At 68.2% G+C, this 16,122-nt stretch carries 13 protein-coding genes; 5 read left to right on the forward strand and 8 right to left on the reverse strand.

All coding sequences use genetic code 11. The annotated features are described in order from the left end of the window. Nucleotides 1-79: 79 nt before the first annotated feature. Nucleotides 80-3,469, reverse strand: coding sequence for a pyruvate carboxylase (locus ACSUZC_RS22870; RefSeq protein ID WP_439030725.1), 3,390 nt, complete (start codon nt 3,467-3,469; stop codon nt 80-82). Nucleotides 3,470-3,722: 253 nt separating this feature from the next. Between ACSUZC_RS22870 and ACSUZC_RS22875 the strand changes: the two genes are divergently transcribed. From ACSUZC_RS22875 to ACSUZC_RS22890, 4 genes are read left to right on the forward strand one after another with little or no spacing between them, the layout of a single operon-like run. Next, entirely contained in the window at nt 3,723-5,474 is a 1,752-nt protein-coding gene (locus ACSUZC_RS22875) for a PEP-utilizing enzyme (RefSeq protein WP_439030726.1), read from the forward strand. Then, on the forward strand, nt 5,474-6,430 hold the full coding sequence (locus ACSUZC_RS22880) for a TIGR03619 family F420-dependent LLM class oxidoreductase (protein ID WP_439030727.1): 957 nt from the start codon (nt 5,474-5,476) through the stop codon (nt 6,428-6,430). The genes ACSUZC_RS22875 and ACSUZC_RS22880 overlap by 1 nt, the downstream gene beginning before the upstream one ends. Next, nucleotides 6,427-7,530 (forward strand): zinc-binding dehydrogenase, encoded by a 1,104-nt coding sequence (locus ACSUZC_RS22885; RefSeq protein ID WP_439030728.1) that lies wholly within the window; start codon nt 6,427-6,429, stop codon nt 7,528-7,530. Before ACSUZC_RS22880 ends, ACSUZC_RS22885 begins: the two co-directional genes overlap by 4 nt. After that, nucleotides 7,527-8,303 (forward strand): SDR family NAD(P)-dependent oxidoreductase, encoded by a 777-nt coding sequence (locus tag ACSUZC_RS22890; protein WP_439030729.1) that lies wholly within the window; start codon nt 7,527-7,529, stop codon nt 8,301-8,303. The genes ACSUZC_RS22885 and ACSUZC_RS22890 overlap by 4 nt, the downstream gene beginning before the upstream one ends. An 87-nt stretch (nt 8,304-8,390) precedes the next feature. Here ACSUZC_RS22890 and ACSUZC_RS22895 read toward each other — a convergent pair whose 3' ends face one another. Together ACSUZC_RS22895 and ACSUZC_RS22900 are read right to left on the reverse strand one after the other, a co-directional pair. Then, nucleotides 8,391-9,131 carry an SDR family NAD(P)-dependent oxidoreductase gene (locus tag ACSUZC_RS22895; protein ID WP_439030730.1) on the reverse strand — a complete coding sequence of 247 codons (741 nt, stop codon included), beginning with the start codon at nt 9,129-9,131 and terminating at the stop codon, nt 8,391-8,393. Next, entirely contained in the window at nt 9,131-10,279 is a 1,149-nt protein-coding gene (locus ACSUZC_RS22900) for a Rieske 2Fe-2S domain-containing protein (RefSeq protein WP_439030731.1), read from the reverse strand. The genes ACSUZC_RS22895 and ACSUZC_RS22900 overlap by 1 nt, the downstream gene beginning before the upstream one ends. 77 nt (nt 10,280-10,356) lie before the next feature. Between ACSUZC_RS22900 and ACSUZC_RS22905 the strand changes: the two genes are divergently transcribed. After that, a complete protein-coding gene (locus tag ACSUZC_RS22905) occupies nt 10,357-11,037 on the forward strand; it encodes a TetR family transcriptional regulator (RefSeq protein WP_439030732.1) in 681 nt (226 codons plus the stop codon). A gap of 34 nt (nt 11,038-11,071) precedes the next feature. Here ACSUZC_RS22905 and ACSUZC_RS22910 read toward each other — a convergent pair whose 3' ends face one another. The 5 genes from ACSUZC_RS22910 to ACSUZC_RS22930 are packed head-to-tail and all read right to left on the reverse strand — an operon-like array spanning nt 11,072 to nt 15,973. Continuing rightward, the gene (locus ACSUZC_RS22910) at nt 11,072-12,121 is read right to left on the reverse strand and encodes a zinc-dependent alcohol dehydrogenase (protein WP_439030733.1); all 1,050 of its coding nucleotides are present in this window, start codon (nt 12,119-12,121) and stop codon (nt 11,072-11,074) included. An 8-nt stretch (nt 12,122-12,129) separates the two neighbouring features. Then, nucleotides 12,130-13,107, reverse strand: coding sequence for a TIGR03621 family F420-dependent LLM class oxidoreductase (locus tag ACSUZC_RS22915; RefSeq protein WP_439030734.1), 978 nt, complete (start codon nt 13,105-13,107; stop codon nt 12,130-12,132). Continuing rightward, on the reverse strand, nt 13,104-13,994 hold the full coding sequence (locus ACSUZC_RS22920; protein WP_439030735.1) for a sugar phosphate isomerase/epimerase family protein: 891 nt from the start codon (nt 13,992-13,994) through the stop codon (nt 13,104-13,106). The genes ACSUZC_RS22915 and ACSUZC_RS22920 overlap by 4 nt, the downstream gene beginning before the upstream one ends. Nucleotides 13,995-14,016: 22 nt before the next feature. Next, the gene (locus ACSUZC_RS22925; protein WP_439030736.1) at nt 14,017-14,490 is read right to left on the reverse strand and encodes a nuclear transport factor 2 family protein; all 474 of its coding nucleotides are present in this window, start codon (nt 14,488-14,490) and stop codon (nt 14,017-14,019) included. 31 nt (nt 14,491-14,521) lie between these two features. Next, nucleotides 14,522-15,973 carry an aldehyde dehydrogenase family protein gene (locus ACSUZC_RS22930; RefSeq protein ID WP_439033209.1) on the reverse strand — a complete coding sequence of 484 codons (1,452 nt, stop codon included), beginning with the start codon at nt 15,971-15,973 and terminating at the stop codon, nt 14,522-14,524. Nucleotides 15,974-16,122 lie beyond the last annotated feature (149 nt).

Raw genomic sequence — 16,122 nt, forward strand, 5'->3', positions numbered from 1 at the left:
AGCAGTGCCGGAGACGGGTTGACGAGAAGAATCCGGGCCCGCCCCAGAACCCCTGGCGCGGGCCCGGATTCGCTCGCGATCAGTGCGGGGCGAGTGTCAGCAGCAGGTCACCACCGTCGACCTCGGCCGACCCCGACACCGCGACCCGTTGCACCACACCGGAACACGGCGAGCTGATCGTCGCCTCCATCTTCATCGCCTCGATGGTGCCGACCGGCTCACCGCGTCGCAGCTCGTCGCCTTCTTTGACGGCGAGCGTCACCACGCCCGCAAAGGGTGCGGCGAGGTGTCCCGGGTCGCTGCGGTCGGCTTTCTCCGCGGCCCGCTTCGTCGACTCGACCGACCGGTCCCGCACCCGTACCGGTCGCAGCTGTCCGTTGAGGATGCACAGCACGTTACGCATCCCCGACTCGTCCGCCTCGGAGATCGCCTCCAGCCCGATGAGCAGTTCGACCCCCTTCTCCAGTTCGACGCGGTGCTCCTCCTCCTGGCGGAGTCCGTAGAAGAACTGGTTCGTCGACAGCCGCGAGGTGTCGCCGAAAGTCCGCCGGTGCTCGAGGTACTCGCGATCCGGCGCCGGGAAGAGCAGGCGGTTCAGGGCGCCGCGGCGTTCCGTCGACGTCCCCTCGAGCGCCAGGACGTCGTCGTCGGTGAGTTCCTGCGCCGGACGCGGTTCCGCCCGGCCCTCCAAGGCGCGCGTGCGCAGCGGCTCGGGCCAGCCGCCCGCCGGTTCGCCCAGGTCTCCGCGCAGGAAGTCGAGCACCGAGTCCGGGATGTCGTAGGCCGTGGGGTCGGCGGCGAACTCCTCGGCGCTCGCGCCGGCACCGACGAGCGCGAGCGCGAGGTCGCCCACGACCTTCGACGAGGGCGTCACCTTGATGAGCCGGCCCAGGGCGGCGTCGGCACCGGCATAGGCGGCCTCGACGTCCTCGAATCTGTCCGCCAGTCCCAGGGACAGTGCCTGTTGCCGCAGATTGCTCAGCTGGCCGCCGGGGATCTCATGTGCGTAGACCCGGCCGGTCGGCGCGGGCAACCCGGTGTCGAACGGTGCGTACGCGGCCCGCACCGCGGCCCAGTACGGTTCCAGCGCGCACGTCGCACCGAGGGCGATTCCCGTGTCGCGGTCGGTGTGCCGGGTCGCGGCGACGATCGCCGACAGGGGAGGCTGACTGGTCGTCCCGGCCAGGGGAGCGCTGGCCCCGTCCACGGCGTCGACGCCGGCCTCCCAGGCCGCGAGGTACGTGGCGAGCTGACCGCCCGCGGTGTCGTGCGTGTGCAGATGCACCGGTAGATCGAACCGGGATCGCAATGCGCGCACCAGCGTTGCTGCGGCCCCGGGCCGGAGCAGACCGGCCATGTCCTTGATGGCCAGCACATGGGCACCCGCCTCGACGATGTGCTCGGCCAGGGCGAGGTAGTAGTCCAGTGTGTACAGGGTCTCGCCCGGATCGCCGAGATCGCCCGTGTAGGACATCGCGACCTCGGCCACGCCGGTCCCCGTCTCGCGCACCGCGTCGATGGCCGGGCGCATCGCGTCGACGTTGTTGAGCGCGTCGAAGATCCGGAAGACGTCGACGCCGGTCGCCGCCGCCTCGCGGACGAACGCGTCGCTGACCTGCCGCGGGTACGGCGTGTACCCCACCGTGTTCTTGCCGCGCAGCAGCATCTGCAGACAGATGTTGGGCATCTCCTCCCGCAAGGCCGCCAGCCGCTCCCAGGGGTCCTCTTTGAGGAACCGCAGCGCGACGTCGAAGGTGGCCCCGCCCCAGGCCTCGACCGACCACAGCTGCGGGGTCATCCGCGCGACGTACGGTGCAACCGTCAGCAGGTCTCGGGTGCGAACACGGGTGGCCAGCAGCGACTGATGAGCGTCCCGAAAGGTGGTGTCGGTCAACGCCAGTGCGTCTGACGCGCGAAGTTCCGCGGCGAAGGCCGCGGGGCCCAGGCGGCGCAAGCGGTCGCGCGACCCTTCCGGCGGGGTGCTCGACAGATCGACGACCGGCAGCTTGTCGGAAGGATACACCGCCGACGGGCGCTCGCCGTTGGGCCGGTTCACCGTGATGTCGGCCAGGTAGCGGAGGATTCGGGTGCCGCGGTCGGCCGACGCGTGCTGGTCGAGGAGGTCGGGCCGGGACTCGATGAACGAGGTCGTCACCCGCCACTCGCCGAAGTCCTCGTCGGCCAGAACCGCCTGCAGGAACGGGATGTTGGTGGCGACCCCACGCACCCGGAACTCGGCGATCGCCCGCTGGGCGCGTGCCCTGGCGGTGGCGAGATCCCGTCCACGACAGGTCAGTTTCACCAGCATCGAGTCGAAGTGCGAACCGACCTCGGAGCCGAGCCCGACGCTGCCGTCGAGTCGCACTCCGGAGCCGCCCGGGGTGCGGTAGGCGGTGATCCGGCCGGTGTCGGGCCGGAATCCGTCGGTGACGTCTTCGGTGGTGATCCGGCACTGCACGGCGGCTCCGCGGATCTCGATCGACTCCTGGGCGAGACCGAGGTCGGCCAGAGTCGCCCCGGATGCGATCTGCATCTGCGCCGCGACGAGGTCGACGTCGGTGATCTCCTCGGTGATCGTGTGCTCGACCTGGATTCTGGGGTTCATCTCGATGAACACGTGGCGGCCGTCGGCACCGAGCAGGAATTCCACCGTGCCCGCGCAGGTGTAACCGATGTGTCGGGCGAACGCGACTGCGTCGGAACAGATCCGGTCCCGGATCTCGGGTTCGAGCCGGGGCGCGGGTGCCACTTCGACGACCTTCTGATGACGCCGCTGCAGCGAACAGTCCCGTTCGTACAGGTGGATGACCTCGCCTGTGGCGTCGGCCAGGATCTGCACCTCGATGTGCCGGGCGTCGACCACCGCTCGCTCCAGGAACACCGTCCCGTCGCCGAAGGCCGTCGTCGCCTCCCGCGATGCGGCCTCGATCGCCGCGCGCAAACCCTCGGGCCGGTCGACCCGGCGCATGCCTCGACCACCCCCGCCGGCGACCGCCTTCACGAACAGGGGGAATCCGATCTCCTCGCCTGCCGCCGCCAGTTGGTCCACATCGTTGGACGGGGCCGAGGAGGACAGCACCGGCAGGCCCGCCTCCGCCGCCGCGGCCACAGCCAGCGACTTGTCGCCGGCCAGCTCCAGCACGTCGGCGGACGGTCCGACGAACGTGATCCCCTGAGCCGCACACGCGCGTGCCAGCGCGGGATTCTCCGACAGGAAGCCGTACCCCGGGTAGACGGCGTCGGCTCCGGCGGCGACCGCGGTGCGGACCACCTCGTCGACCGAGAGATAGGCGCGAACGGGATGCCCGCGTTCACCGATCTCGTAGGACTCGAACGCCTTCGCCCGGTGCACCGAGTTGCGATCCTCGTGGGGGTAGACAGCGACCGTCGTCGCACCGAGTTCGACCGCCGCGCGGAACGCCCGCACCGCGATCTCGCCCCGATTGGCCACCAGCACCTTCTCGAACATGGGTTTTCCTTTCTGTCAGCAGATGCGCCGGGAGAACCACGTGAAAGGACGGGCGGCGCCGGGAAGTTTGTGACCCAGGTCTCCGGGGTCTGCACGCACAATACTAGATACATCGTAAAGTTACTGATCGAGTGTGAACCGGCGACTCATACGTCCAAACAGCTGCGGAATATCTCTGTACATGTTTCCATCGACGTCAGCTTTCTATAGTGTGACTTGACATACATCTCGTCACCTCGATCGAGGAGGAACCATGAGTGATCAGTCCGCGGGACCGGTCGGGATCGACCGCTGGATCACCGACTGGGAGTTCAGCAGCCGATACCCCGTCTACACCCGGGCCAATGCGGGCGAGGTCCTTCCGGACCCGTCGAGTCCCCTGAACGTCACGATGGTCTGGAACAAGGGCCTCAACATCGGGTGGCGCGAGGGTTACACCGAGCACCTCGGCACGCATCTGCCTGAGGAGATCGACGAGGTCATGCCGGAGATCATCGGCAACTTCGGCGGCTACCACTACACGAACTTCTCGATGACCGAACTGAACGGCGCCCGACTCCCGGGACTCACCGTGCCCGTGTGGAACAGCCTGTGGGTCGGCGACCACCCCGACATCCCCGAGTACCAGCCCAAGCCCGGCGACGAGAACGCCGAACTGACCGCGGGCCTCGCCGAGAAGACCGCCTGGGCACTCACCACCGACACCTTTCCGGAGGCCGAGGAGGCCAAGCGCCGGGCCGACACCGCACGTGAGCAGCGGCCCGACTTCGCAGCCCTGTCCGACGCCGAACTCGTCGAACACGCGAGGTCGCTGCTGCCGGACCTCATCTACTGCTACGCCTACCATCCCGTCACCACGACGCTGTCGACGATGGGCCCGGCCGTCGCCGGGGAACTGCTCGCGAGCATCGGCCAGGCCGACAAGCTGGGTGACCTGCTCAGCGGGCTGGGCGGTGTCGACTCGGCCGCACCGTCGTACGCGATGTGGAAGCTCGGACGCCTGGTCGCGGGCTCTGCCGAACTGACCGCGATCTTCGATTCCGGGTTGGCTTCGGCGCTCGACACCATTGCGTCCAGCGAGACCGCCGACGCCAAGGGATTCCAGGACCAGTTCGACGACTTCCTCCACCGGTACGGATCCCGCGCACCCAACGAGTGGGACATTCGCTCCGACAGCTGGGAGACGAAACCCGTTCTCGCCCTGATGGCCATCAACGGCATGCGCAACAGCCCGGCCGAGGCCGACCCCGAGCTCATCCTGCGCCGCAACCAGGAGAAGCGCGTCGCGCTCACCGCCGAGCTCGCCGAGAAGATGCCCGACGCCCAGACGACGACGGCGTTCCTGAACGCGGCGAAGTCCATCACCAAGTTCATGCCCTGGCGCGAACGGACCAAGACCGCCTGCGTCAAGATCATGGGCGAGATGCGCGGCGCGCTCTACGAACTCGGCTCACGGATGGTCGAGCGCGGCGTGATGGACGATCACCACGACATCACCATGCTCGTCGACGACGAGCTCGAGCAGTTCGTCGCCGATCCGGAGTCCTTCTCCGCCACCATCGCAGAGCGACGGGACCAGTACCTCGCGCTGTTCGACCTGCAACCACCGTTCTTCCTGTTCGAACCGCTGCCGCTGTCGCAGTGGCCCCGTCGCACCGGTCAACGGGTGGACCCGGCGGTTCCCGGAGATGTCCTCACCGGCGTCGGCGGCGCTCCCGGGGTGGCACGTGGGCGCGCCCGCATCCTGCACGACCCCTACCAAGCCGAGCAGCTCGAGGAAGGCGACATCCTGGTCGCACCGCAGACCGACCCGGCGTGGACACCGCTGTTCGTGTTCGCGGGCGGCGTCGTGGTCAATGTCGGCGCCACCATCACGCACTCGTCCATCGTGTGCCGCGAGCTCGGAATCCCCTGTGCGGTATCGGTTCAGGACGCCACCGCCCGTATCCCGGACGGCGCGATGATCGAGGTCGACGGCACCACCGGCCAGGTCACGATCCTCTGATGCCGACCGTCGGCCTCGCGCTCCCCCAGCTCGGTGAACATGTCGACGTCGCGGCGGTGCGCGACTTCGCGGTGGCCGCCGAGGAACTCGGTGTCACCGGCCTGTGGGCGCAGGAACACCTCTTCTATTCCGAGCAGAACAGTTCCGTGTACGGCGGCCGCCACACCACGTCGGTCCACCCGGCCTACCGGTCGGTGCTCGGGGCCACCGAACTGATGGCCTTCGTCGCCGCCTGCACCGAGCGCGCGCTGATCGGCAGCAGCATCCTCGTGGCCGGCTACCACCGGCCCGTCGAACTCGCCCAGCGGTTGGCCACCCTCGACGTGCTCTCCGGCGGGCGTCTCGTCGCCGGGCTCGGCGTCGGCTGGTCCGACGAGGAACATCGCCTCATGGACGTCGATCCCCGTACCCGGGGTCGCCGGATGGACGAGCTGGTGCGCGCCGTCCAGGCGTGCTGGGGTCCCGACCCGGTGGAGTTCACGGGTGACTTCTTCCAGATCCCGAGGTCGACGGTGCGCCCGAAACCGGTCCAGACTCCCCACCCACCGCTGCTCTCCGGGTTACGCTCGGCACGTGGTCTCGCCCGCACTGCAGCGCTTTTCGACATCTGGAATCCCAGCAGCGGGACCGTCGATGCTCTACGCGAGCAGCTCGACGCCATGGCCGCACAGCGACCGGCCGACCGGGCGCCGGTGCGTCTGTACCTGCGTTCCTACCTCCAGCGCCCCACCGACCCGGTGGGTTCGGGGGGCCAGGGACTCGACGGCGTCGCCGCCGACATCGAGACCGCGGTCGCGGTGGGTGCCGATCATTTCATCATCGAATGCAATTTCTCCGACGACATCCGGTCGTCGGACGACTGGGCCAGGATGCCCGAGCGACTCGCGCCGCTGATCCGGCTCGCGAACGACGCGACCGGCCCGGCCGCCCGGGAGCAGAAGGAGAACGCATCATGAAAGCCGCCGTCTTCGAGGGCGATTCGCCGACACTGACCGTCGAGGAGATCCCGCGCCCGACGCCGCGTCGCGGGGAGATCCTGCTCAAGGTCACCGCATGCGGGGTCTGCCACACCGACCTGCACGTGCTGAAGTCCGAGGTGAAGTTCCCGGCCCCGGCCGTTCTCGGGCACGAGGTCTCCGGTGTGGTGGAAGCGCTCGGTGACGGCGTCGACTCGCTGGCGGTCGGCGACCGCGTCGTCTGCAGCTTCATCATGCCGTGTGGCGAATGCCGGCACTGTGCGCGCGGAATGGACGACCTGTGCGAGAAGTTCTTCGCGCACAACCGACTCAACGGGACGCTGTACGACGGCGAGACCCGCCTTCAGCGCGCCGACGGCAGCCCGCTGGCGATGTACTCGATGGGCGGGCTCGCGGAGTACTGCGTGGTTCCCGCCTCGGACGCCTTCGTCGTCCCCGACGGTGTCGGACTCGGTGAGGTGTCGATCCTCGGGTGCAGTTCGTTCACCGCGCTCGGCGCGGTCAACAACGCGGAACTACATCTGGCCGACCGCATCGCCGTCGTGGCAGCCGGCGGTGTGGGTTCGTCGATCGTGCAGTTCGCCGCGGCCGCGGGCGTCGCCCAGATCATCGCGATCGACGTCAACGACGACAAGCTGAAAGCCGTGGCGGCGCTCGGCGCCACCCACACGGTCAACTCCCGGGACACCGATGTCGTCGCAGAGGTCCGCGCGCTGACCGACGGCCACGGAGTCGACGTCGCGTTCGAGGCACTCGGGCACCCGAGCACGTTCGCGACCGCGCTCGACATCCTCGACGACGGCGGCCGCGCCGTCGTCGTGGGTATCGCACCCGCCGGCTCGCCCGGCGAGATCGACCTGGCCCGGCTCGTCCGGCGCAGTCTCCAGATCCGCGGCTCCTACGGGGCCAAGGCTCGCCGGGACATGCCCGCCCTGCTGCGCATGGTGGCCGGCGGGATCGTCGAACCCGAGCGGGTGATCACACGTCGTTACCGCCTCGACAACGTCGACGAGGCCTATCAGGCGCTGGCACGCGGAGAGATCGTCGGCCGCGCGATCATCGAGATGGGGTCCGAGTGACCGGAGCCGGTGTGGTCGCGGTCGTCACCGGCGCCGGCTCGGGTATCGGACGGTCCGTGACCGAACTGCTCGTCGCGCGCGGCGGTTCCGTCGTCGCGGTGGACACCTCCGCGGAAGCACTCGACCGGTTCGACAACCACTCGCAGATCGCCCCGGTCGTCGGGGACGTCACGTCCGTCGACGACAACCGGGCCGCCGTCGAGACCGCCGAGCAGAGGTTCGGCCGTCTCGACGCGCTGATCCTCAACGCCGGGGTGCCGGCCTCCGGGTCGATCGAGACCCTCGACCTCGACGTCTTCGACCGATCCATCGAGGTGAACCTGCGATCGGTGGTTCTCGGTGTGCGGGAGGCGATTCCCGCCTTCCGTCGGAGCGGGGGAGGCTCGGTCGTGGTGACGGCGTCGGCAACCGCGCTCGGCGGGGAACCGAACCGGTGGCCCTACGCGGCCGCCAAGGCCGGGGTGGTGAACCTCGCTCGTTCCCTGGCGATCGACCTCGCCGGAGACCTCATCCGGGTCAACTCGGTGTGTCCCGGCCCGATCGAGACCGGGATGACGCGGCGGATCGCGGTGAACACACCGGAACGCTATGAGTCGCTGCGCCGGATGGTCCCGCTGCAGCGGTGGGGGACCGCCGACGAGGTCGCCGAGGTCATCGCATTTCTCGCCTCTCCCCTGGCCTCCTTCGTCACCGGTACGACGATCCCGGTCGACGGTGGCGCCACATGCGGAAGCGGGCAGACGGTTCCCCCGCGCGTGGACGCACCCGCCTGAACTCCCCGATTCACAAGAGCTGCACAGCGGCGCACCGCTCGACCGTTGCCATCGACGACACCAGTCGCGCGTTCGGGACCGACCCGGTCATCCGGCACCCTTGCCGTTGTCGACGCGATACACCGCACCGTGGACGGCGGCGGCATCATCACCGACCAGGTAAGCGATCAGCGTCGCCACCTGTCGCGGGTCCATCAATCCTCGCGGCGATGCCGCCCGGAGAATCAGGTCGAAGTCCGCCCCCTCGGGGGCGCTGAACTCCCGGACCTGCGGGGTGTCCATACCGCCGGGGCACACAGCGTTGACGCGCAAACGGTCCGCGGTGAACTCCACCGCCAACGCTCGCGTGAGTCCGATCAGCCCGTGCTTCGCGGCGCAGTACCCAGCGGAGTACGCCTGCCCTTCGACACCGGCGATCGATGCGACGTTCACGATGCTGCCGGCGCGCGCGAGGAGATGCGGGAGCGCGGCACGACAGAGAAAGAACGGGCCGTCGAGATTCACGGCGAGATCGTGGGACCATTCCGCGTCGCTGAGCCCCTCGGTGCGGCGCATGGTGTGCGAACCGGCCACGTTGACGAGTGCGTCGACACCGCCACACGTTTCGAGGGCGTAGTCGATCGCGGCACGACACGCCTCAGGGTCCGCGACATCTGCGATCGTGTAGACCCCGGACTGAATCTCGGCGAACACCTCGGCGAGCCGGTCACGGTCGCGGGCCACCCCGACGACCGTCGCGCCGCGCTCCGCGAGCAGTCGGGCCGTGGCGGCGCCGAGTCCCGACGATGCACCCGTGACGACCGCGACCTTGCCGTCGAGTGCACCCATCAGCGCGCGCCAAGCGATGCCAGGCGCCGGCGCTCCGCCATGTTGCGGCGGATCTCCTCGTCCCATTCGCCACGCGCGTGGGTGACATCGACCTCGCACTCATAGCGATCGGTCATGTCGGAGGTGACATCGGCCCTGTCGACATAGAACTGCTCGTACCATCGGCGCTGTTGATAGACGGGCCCGTCCTCCTCTGTCAGCAACGGGTTGTCGATCCGGGTCTTGTGTCGCCAGACCTCGACGTCCTCCAGGAATCCCTCGGAGAACTTGGTGGAGAACGCCTCTGCCATCCGAGCCGTCTGATCTTCGGTCAGGCCGGGCACTTTCTGGACCGCCACCCCCCACTGCAGCACGAACGAGTCCTGGGTCACCGGATAGTGGGCATTGGTCAGCACGACCTCGATCGTCCCGCCGTCACCGATGTCGTTGTGCAACCAGTTGATCATGTAGGCGGGACCGAAATATGTTGCTTCCGAACGCAACAGTGAATCCGGGTGATAATACTTCGAGTCGCCGAAGATGTCCTCGCGAGACTTCGAGTGCATCAGTTGGCTGGCTGTGTGTCCGTCGATCACGTTGGCGAAGTATGTGGGATAGGCGTGATGGATGTAGAAGAAGTGAGCCATGTCGACGTTGTTGTCGACGATCTCCCGGCAATGCGATCCCTCGATGAGCTCACTCCGCCAAGCCCATTCGCTCCACTCCCCTTCGTCGAAACCCGCGATCGTGGGTGGGAGCCACGCCGGATCGGGCGGCTGGTTCTCGACGTCGTGCCAGACGAGCAGTTGTCCGTTGACCTCCGCTGTCAGCCAGCGCCGGGTGCGTGCCAGCTTGGGTCGCCTCTTGGCATAGGGGACATCGGCACATCGCCCGGTGGCGCCGTCCCATCGCCAACCGTGGAACGGGCACGCCAGGAGGCCGTCGCGCACAGATCCCATCCCGAGATCGGCGCCCATGTGACGGCAGTAGGCATCGAGCACCCTTATGACGCCCGAACCATCCTCGAACACGACGAGGCGAGTGCCGAATGCGTCGACGGAATGCGGACACCCGTCGCGGAACGAGTCGGCCAGGCCGAGGCAGTGCCACCCCCGCGCGTACCGCTCGAAGTCTGGGCCGGTGTCGATCTGCCGCACGTCGTCGGTCACCTGTATCTCCTCATGTCCGGAGTTAAGCACACGTGATTAATTGTGTAAACAACCTTGATGATCGGTAGGCTCGCGGCGTGACAGGTGACACCGGCGGCCGGGAACGACTCCTGCTGGCCGGAGAACGCCTCGTGGCCGAGCGTGGCCCCGACGCCCCGTTGCGCGACATCGCGGTGGCAGCCGGGCAGCGCAACAACTCGGCGGTGCACTACCACTTCGGTTCCCGCGAAGGTCTCATCGTCGCCATCGTCGAACGCCGGCAGGACGGCATGGATCGCGCCCGCATGGCGATGCTCGCCGACCTCCCCGACGCCCGCCGAACCGACCGGCGACTGGCGGACCTTGTCGAGGTACTGGTGGCACCGATGTTCACGGTTCCCTACGAGCAGGGTTCAACCCACTACGCCCGTTTCCTGGACCGGGTCCGTACCCATCCCGACGTATCGACAGCACGGAATCTCGACCACTGGCCGGCGACTCGGATGCTGGTGTCGATGCTGTCCGACACCCTCACCCATCTCTCCGAAGACGAGCGCGCCGAGAGGCTGTCCGCAACCAGCAGCGCGTTGTTCGCGCTGATCGCAGATCACGAGTCCCGTGCCGCGGCGCGACCACGACAGGCATCGCCACGGCCGTCACAGGCCACGATCACGGCGATGACGGTCGGGATGCTGAGCCAACCGGCTGTGGCGCCGAATGTCGATGCGGTCTCCGACACGGTCAGGGGTCGCCGACGTCTCGACATCTCGGTCTTCTGACGACGACACCCTGTCTGCGACACCGCGACGAAGGTCAACGGCGGGGATCGACGAGTACCTTCGTGTGTGCGCTACGGCCCGAATCGAGTTCGGCGAACATCGATTCGAGGTCGCCGAGCCCGATGGTCCCGGTGTGCAGCGACTCCAGGTCGATCCGTCCCTCGGCCACCAGCGTCATGGCCCCGACGAAGTCCGAGTGCGTGTAGGCGAGCGATCCGATCACCGTGAGTTCGCGGCTCTGCCAGTCCCCGTAACTGACCGAGGAGTCGGTCCCCGGGTAACCGAGCAGTGCCAGCGTCCCGCCGCGGCGGACGAGTTCGGCGCTCGGCTGCAGCAGCGACGCCACGCCCGAGCACTCGAAGACGACGTCGGCGCCGAGACCGGTTGTCAGCTCGGCCAACCGGTCACCGAGGCTCTCCGGGGCCAGGACATCGGTGAACCCGAGCGCAGTCGCCGCTTCTCGGCGTGCGGAAGACGGTTCGGACACGACGATCCGGCCTGCACCGGCGGCCCGTGCATGCTGCGCGGTGAGCAGCCCGATGGGTCCTGCCCCCTGCACCACGACGGTCGCACCCAGTGGCACCCGCGCGCGGCGCACCGCGTGGTAGGTGACCGTGGCCGGTTCCATCAGGGCGGCCTCGACGTCCGAAAGAGCTTCGGGTACCGGGATCGCGCGCCGCGCCGAGACCCGAAGACGATCCGCGAACCCTCCGTGGACCGCCGCGCCCGGCGAGATGCCGTTCGCCTCCGCGAAGGCGAGGTCGCAGTTGTCGGCGTGGCCGGCTCGGCACTGGGCACAGATGCCGCATGCGGGGCCTACCCCGGCGATGACCCGCTGCCCCGGCCGCAGATGCGTGACGCCCGAGCCCACCGCGGCGACCGTTCCCATCCACTCGTGTCCGAACACCGCGGGCGGCAGGCCCGCCGACTGGTACCCATGGGTGTCGGTGGCGCAGATTCCGCAGAACCCGATGTCCACGATCACCTCGCCTGCGCCGGGCTCCACATCGGTCTCCGGGGTCGTCTCGAGCACTCCGGGGTCGGACACGCGGACGTAGCGAGCCGGTTCTCTCGTGATGGTCATTCGTTGTCTCACTTCCCGGTCATGCGCGCGACGATCGGTGCGAACTCCTCGAACGCGCGATCGCCGATGGTGAAATAGGAGAAGCCGAACTCGTCGCGCCGTTGCTCCAGCTGCTCGCAGATGTCGTCGACCGAACCGACGAGCGCGTGCGGGAACGACCGGAGTTCGGTGGACGTGAATCCGGTGCGTTCGATCAGTGCCGCCTCGCTGACGTCCGTGGCACCCTCGATGGCCACGAAGTACGCCCCGGTCTCCAGCTCGATCTGCGACATCCGGTCGCCCGCCCCGGCCCGGACCCACTCGAGCTTCTTGTGGGTCTCATCCACCGTGGATGTCGCCACACTGTCGGAACCGAGCTTCCCGGAACGGTTGTTGAAATTGATGCTGACGATGTCGGCTGTCGCCCCCGCCAGGGTCAGGACCCGCCGAGCACCACCGCCGATCATGATGGGCGGCACCGTCTCCGGCACCGGCAGCGGCTCGAATCCACAGGCGCGCACACCTCCCCGGTCGACGTCGATGGTCTCGCCGGCGAATTGCTGCCGACACAGTTCGACTGTCGCGGCGAGCCGGTCGATGCGCTCGCCGGCGGACGGGAACGGCACACCCATCGCCTCGTACTCGGCGCCGAGCCATCCCGCACCCAAGCCCACCTCGATCCGCCCCGGCGCGAACATCGCCAGTGTGGCAGCCTCTTTCGCGAGGACCACCGGCTCGTGATAGCTGGTGCAGAACATCCGGCATCCGATCACCAGGTCGTCGGTCACCTCCGCGGCGATCGCCATGCTCGCGATCGGAGCGAGGGTGACCGGCCGGTGCGCGGTGGGATCGAGCGCGGGACCCGGGCCGATGTAATGGTCCGAGACGTGGAGGGCCGAGTATCCGAGCGCCTCCGCCTTTCGCGCGGTCTCTCGCCATTGCGCACCGGTCCCCGACCGGTACACCTGAGCGGCGAAACGGAAGGGTCTCTTCACATGTGTTGTCATGAGGGAACTTTCGTGATGTCGGATTGTGCGGCTGCGGATCGTGCTGTGGTCGTCAGGGGCGTGTCCGCCGGCACCCGTGACAGCAGCCGACGAGTCGCCGAACCGAGCTCCATCGCCCATCGACGAGGATCGGCGTCGCCGCGCGCCGAGGGCACCTCGACGCTGATCGGCGTCTGCGATCCGAGGGTGCTCGCGAGCCACATCAGAGGCAACGCGCCCGCTCCAGGTGCCAACCGATTCCCGCGCGCCTCGGCGATCGCGGCGTTGTCGTTGCGCGCCGGTCCGGTGACGCGGGCATCGCACAACTGCCAGTAGGGAATCCGGCCATCGCGCACGCCGGCCTCGAGCTCCGTCACGTCGCCGCCCGCACGCGACCAGTGCAGCGCATCGACGAGGAGTCCGGCCGGAGCCGACGCTGCTGCGGCCTGCTCGACCATCTTCCGGCCGGCACGGAGGTCGCGTACCGCACTGAACACCATGGGCTCGAGGCAGCAGCGCAGGCCATGGTCTGCAGCCGCTGCGGACAGCGACGCCAGATTGTCCACAGCCCTGTTGCGATCGTCGTCGAGGACGGTGGCGATCACGAACCGCGCACCGAGTTCCGCGCCTGCGAACAGGACCGGCTCCCAATCACTCCGGGAAGATCCGGGATGGAGTTTCACCACCTCGACGTCGAGGACCTCCATCCCGTGGTCGTCGAGCGCGAGGACGGTGTCGGCCAGCATGCGTGATCCCTCGACGAGCTGGTGCCCCCGTTGACCCGCCGCGTCGGAGACCCGCACACCCACGGCATCGAATCCGCCTGCGGCCGCGTACTCGACAAACCTCGGCGGCGGTACCGCGAGGGCGGACAACGACGCGAGAGAGACGACCCGGTCCGGCACCATCCCGCCACCTCCTCTAATTACTTCACTCTGACTCGTGTTTGGCGGCGCGTTCGCGGGCCATGGTCAACACCTGCGGGTTGCCCGAATTCCACAGCACGGTCAGGCGTTTGACGCAGATACGCCACTCGCCGTCCACCCGCACCACGTCGTCGGTGTAGTAGCCACCGATCGTGAACATGGCATCACCCGCGCTGTTCGGCAGCACGTGTTCGGCACGGACATAGGTCACCACCCTGCCGGTGCCGGCGGAGGAATCGACATCGATGTCGAAGTTGGACAGGAAGTGCTGGGATGCGGCGAGGCCGGGAAACAGCATCCGACCCCGCTGGACCCAGTCGTCGGCACGGAAGCGGCCGGCGTTGCCCGCGCGGTAACTGGAATAGTCGACCTCGATCTCGTCGGTGAACACCGAGCGGTAGAGCGCCCAGTCGCGCAGGTCGATGCCGCGCGCGAAACGCGCCAGCAGAGACGTCAGCGCCTCGTGATCAGAGGTCATGGGTGATCGTCCTTCACGGATGGGATGCGCGCTAGGCGGGCATCTGCAGCGAGATCTTCTCGAAGTACTCTTCGAGACCGTCGGGCCCGAGCTCACGGCCGATCCCCGACTTCTTCATGCCCCCGAACGGGGCCATCGGGTTGAACCGACCTCCGTTGATCGCCACCTGCCCGGTCCGGAGCCGGCGCGCGATCGCCACGGCCGCATCGTCGTCGGCCGCGAACACCGCACCCGACAGCCCGTAGTCGGAGTCGTTCGCGATCGACACCGCCTCGTTCACGTCCGAGTACTCGAGGACGGTCAGGACCGGACCGAAGACCTCTTCGCGTGCGATGTCGGCGGAGTTGTCGACGCCGCTCACCACCGTCGGACGCACGAAGTAGCCGCCGGACAACGTGTCGTCGAGGCCCGGGACCTCACCCGGTCCGCCGACCAGGACCCGCGCACCCTTCGGCAGCGAGTCGAGGAATCCGAGGACGACCCGTTGCTGAGCGGCCGAGGCCATCGGGCCGACGTCGATCGAGGGGTCGAGGGGATCGCCGACGGTCATCGCGCCCACGAGCTCGGCGAGGCGTGCCTCGACCGTCGCGACGTCCTCGCGGGCGACGATCACACGCGTCGTCGCGGCGCACGTCTGTCCGTTGTTGACGAAGCAACCCCGGACCGCGGCCGCTGCAGCCGTGTCGAGATCGGCGCCCGGCGCCACGATGAACGCCGACTTACCACCCAGCTCCAACGTGACTTTCTTGATCCCGGATGCAGCCAGCTCGGCCACCTTGGCTCCCGCGCCGGTGGAGCCGGTCAAGCTCACGAGGTCCACTCCGGGATTGGTGGCCAGCCGCTGACCGACCGTCCGCCCCGGACCGGACACCACGTTCAGCACACCGGCCGGCAGACCGATGGCGTCGGCGATGTCGGCGACGACGAAGGCCGCGAGCGGGGCGACGCTGCTCGGCTTGACGACCGTCGTGCAACCGGCCGCGAGCGCCGGCGCGACCTTGGCCGCGAGCTGGTAGAGGGGATAGTTCCACGGGGTTATCGCACCGACGACCCCCGCCGGAACGCGGAGAATCCGGGAGTTGCCCCGGCGTTCCTCGAGGGGTAGCGCCTCCAGGGCGTCGGCCATGGTTCGGAAGACCGTGACCCCGAGGCCCACCTGCACGCTCCGCGAACGGTTGATGGGTGTGCCCACCTCGCGCGTCATCATCTCCGCGAGCTGGTCCTCACGTGCCGCGAGCTCGTCGGCGAACATGCGCAGAACCGCGGCTCGCTCGGGGACCGGAACCGTCGACCACGAGTCGAACGCGAGGGTCGCCGCCTCCACCGCGTCGTCACAATCGGCGGCGTCGCCGTCGGGCACCCGCGCCAGCGTCGCACCGGTCGCGGCCTCGCGCACATCGATCCTCGCCTCCGAGGCCGACGGCACCCACTTGCCGCCGATGTACAGCTCGTCCCGGTCCTCGACCCTCGTGGCCTCACCCATTCCGCCGAACCCCTTCCTGCCACCCGTACTCTCGACAGTGGTGGCGATCACACCACCGACAGTAGCCCGCTAAGCGTACGCAGTGTCAAGTAACTAGGTCATCTCGATAACTCTGTTCACAGTTTGGCCAACTTTCTTGACATGAACTA

The organism is Gordonia terrae (assembly GCF_051789125.1).
GTDB lineage: Bacteria > Actinomycetota > Actinomycetes > Mycobacteriales > Mycobacteriaceae > Gordonia > Gordonia terrae_A.